2 protein-coding genes are annotated in these 3,700 nt (G+C 31.8%); both read left to right on the top strand.

The features are described 5' to 3' along the window. Positions 1 to 404: 404 nt before the first annotated feature. Positions 405 to 797, top strand: a complete 393-nt coding sequence (locus PLW95_07955; protein ID HOV22588.1) for a hypothetical protein — start codon at positions 405 to 407, stop codon at positions 795 to 797. A gap of 485 nt (positions 798 to 1,282) precedes the next feature. After that, a complete protein-coding gene (locus PLW95_07960) occupies positions 1,283 to 3,373 on the top strand; it encodes a DUF6259 domain-containing protein (GenBank protein ID HOV22589.1) in 2,091 nt (696 codons plus the stop codon). Positions 3,374 to 3,700: the final 327 nt, after the last annotated feature.

Below are 3,700 nucleotides of genomic sequence, written 5' to 3' on the forward strand. Positions count from 1 at the left end.
TTTGTAATGATTAAAAAAGAAATTGTGATTATAAGGAAAAAACAAAAAGATACTACAAATATGAGAAATCCGCTTCTTTTAACTATTACTTCTTCTCTTTTATTACTACCTATTATTCTTTTTATCATTTTTCTTTCTTTAATTATACTATCCTTTTTTCCCTCTGTCAAAACATTGTATTGAGACATAATAAATCTACACGAAAGGGTATGTTAGACAAAACAAAAAAAATCTACTTGAAAAATAGGATTTAAATAGCATCTCCGGATAAAATAAGAAAAAACTGGAGGTGCAAATGAAAAAGGAATTAGAAATGGGGATAAGGTGTCAATAAGCATCTTAAATGCACCACTAATCGTCAGTTGATACTGCACCACTTTTTTAATAATACCACTGTGTAAATTTTGACATCACCTCCTGGTGAAAATCTTGATTTGAAATGGACAGGATGGGAAATAGACCCTGAACGAAAAACAACATATCTTCGTGAAGATGAATGGCTTACTCAACCTAATAATATCAAAAATCATTTTTCTAGAGTGTCTCCTTCTTCTGGTTATATTCTTAAATCAGATGGATGGGAAATAATGGCTTGTTTAAAATATAAAGATAGTTCTGAAGTTCCATATTTGTTATTGCATAAAGTTGGTAATGGATTTTTAGTAATTACATCTGCTGAAATAGGATATGGTGGTGGCTGGTATACCTTTGGAACACCTTATTATAAAGAAGCGGGGATGTTAATTGAAAATCTTTACAATATGTTTTTAAAAGATTTATCTATGGTTATATTTTGAAAAGGGTAAATCTTAATTGAACTCCATAAGAGCAGTCCTAATTTTTATCATCTAAGATATCTTATTGCTCAATAGATATATCTAACTAAGCTTGAAAAAGTCATTTTAAGTCAGTTTCAGAATTAAGAGAGTTTTTATTTTCTGAGCAAGTTTATTTGATAAGGTTCTTAGAGTTTAAGTTTTTTTCCTTTATGTTTGTCAATATCTCTTTTTGTTTTTTTAAAAATATATCAAAACCCACATATATTAAGGACATGCAGAACACTTGACAAAAACTTGGGGGGATAATGAAAACAGAATTAAAACTTGTCAATTGATAGTAAATATGTTAAGGTTTAATTGATAAAAAAATTTGAACTTTAACTTGCTCACTCTGCTTTTAATAGAGTACAAAAGTAGATAAATATTCTTATCAGAAAGATGGGGTTGAGTAAATACTTACAAAAAAGAGTGATGTATAATAAAAGCAGAAAGGAGAAATTTTTATGAAGAAATATTCTATTCCTAAATTACAACATAAGGGACATCTATTAAAGGTTTTCACAGAATATTGGGAAGTAGAGCAGGATATAAATCGGGGAGGTTCTATTGTATCTATAGTTTTTGTTAATGGGTCCGGGAAAAATATTCTTCGCAAGCCCTTACTCTCATATGTGGATAAAATGGGAGATGTTCTTTCTTTTATGTCTGCGGGAAAGAGACCAGAACACAGCGAAGAAAAATTATTTTTCAGCACCTCTTCTGAAAAAAAACCAAAGGTAGAAATTGATAAAACAAGTGCTGGTTTTCCTATAATTATCTCTTCAGGTTTTTTGTATAACAATAAAGGAGAAACAACTGGTATTTCTTATAGCGAACAATGTGAGTATCATTCAAGTTTTATCCGAAGAACAATTACCTTTCAATTTGATGAACCCGCAAATGACATTTTAGTTCTCGGAGTTGCAAAAATTGTTATTGATAGGTCTCTATGTGAATATGCTTATAAATATTCAGCATGGCAGGCAAGACATGGGGGTAACCTTTTGACCAATCTTATCTATGGTAAAGTTTATCCCTTTGCCTACCCTGTATATGTTGAACGATATCCTTTCAGATATTTATCCCTCTTTAATAGAGGAAAAGATGCTATAGAATTTTTACCTTCGAGTAATGTGGAATTATGGGAAACTGGCATTACCGGTACCCCTGGTAGTGGCTTTTTTGGTTTATATACACTTGAAGATAAAAGGGGAAATACTATATTGATGGAACCTTTTCATGAACTTACCTTAGGGTACCCTGACCCTAAATATAAAAGACCTGAACTAAAAGGTAAGTATTCCTTCACTTTTACAATAGGATTACCAATGATTGAGAAAAATTATCCTGCGGATATCAGACATGTGGGATTCAACAACCACCCCTGGCCGGATGAAAAAGAAATTCGTAAATGGGCTGAATATGGTGTTAATGTAGCAAGATTGCATAATGATTTTGACAAAAGCGGTAATTTCTGGCATGATGGGACATTTCCTCCCTATGATGAAGAGGATATTAAAAAAATGAAAGAAACAATTGCAACTGCACATCGTTATGGAATAAAAGTGATTCCTTATTTTTCTCTTAGTGAATTACATCCATCTTCAGAAGCATGGAAAAAAAACCATGATTTTTGGAAGCGCACAGAAGATGACAATGATACAGAAATACATAATTATTGGCAAAATGGAGAATATGGAGCACAAATGTGTCTTGCTTCGGGATGGAATGACTACTTAAAAAATTACATTAAAAAAATTGTAGAAACCTATGGATTTGATGGTGTCTATTTTGATTGGGTTAGTTCCTTATACTGCAATAATAGAAGACATAAGGAGTATAACCATCTTACTTGCGATGAAATCCTTGAATTTCTGGAATGGACAAGAAATTTTCTGGGAACAAACAGGGTATTAGTAATTCACACTTCTGCATCTCCTTTTATGGCGGCAGAAAGTTATGCCGATGCTACTATTGTTTTTGAAGAGATTTATGCGCCCCCTGCATTTATGAAGGACATGCCACCTATTGATTGTTTACAGCCACAGTTAGATATGGCAAATCACATACAAAAACTTGTCTGTCCCAGTATACTTGCTTTTAAGGGGAAAACAGCAGCCAAAAAATTTGTTTCAAGTTGCATTGCAATGGGACTTCTTTCATATATTGGAAGGCAGAAAGGAAGTAGTGACCCTTTTATCGAGAACTTCCAGAGGCTGCGTAAATATAAGTTAACTAACTATGCTGTAATACCTGCTACACGTGCTCCTGTTGTCGTTAATAAAAAAAATATAAGGGTTTGCTTTTTTGTCAATAACAGCGAAATTATTGTTATAATAACCAACCTTAGTGCTAAAAAGGAATTATTCAATATACAATTCAATCCATCAGCAGTTAATCCTATATGGAATAAGTATAAAAGATACTTAATTGAGGATAAAGATGGAAAGAGAAAAAAAACTGTTGGATTGAACGGAATAAAAGGAAGTGGACAAATCAGTGGATATGACTACATAATATGGCGTATTATCCCTATTTTGAAGCGAAAAACTTAATAAAAAGATAAAACGTTCGTTATGTTAGGCACAAAAACACAACAAAGGGAACAAAGAAGAATGCTAAATTTAGGCAAAGAGGAAAAACAAAATATAAATAGATAGAATATTTTACTTTGTTCCTTTGTATGAGCACATCTTTCACTGATATATTTACTTATATGAAGAATTATTAAAACACTATTTTCGTATATATTTTTTATGAGGCAAAGTGTTGACAAATCAACTTCGCCATTTAACAATTTCTGACATTTAACAAATCCTTATTATCCTAACCTAAAATCCCGTTTTTTATAACTATGTATTATATTCAGGTATAGGTAAATC

This window comes from bacterium (assembly GCA_035370465.1).
In the GTDB taxonomy this organism is placed as follows: Bacteria; Ratteibacteria; UBA8468; order B48-G9; family JAFGKM01; genus JAGGVW01.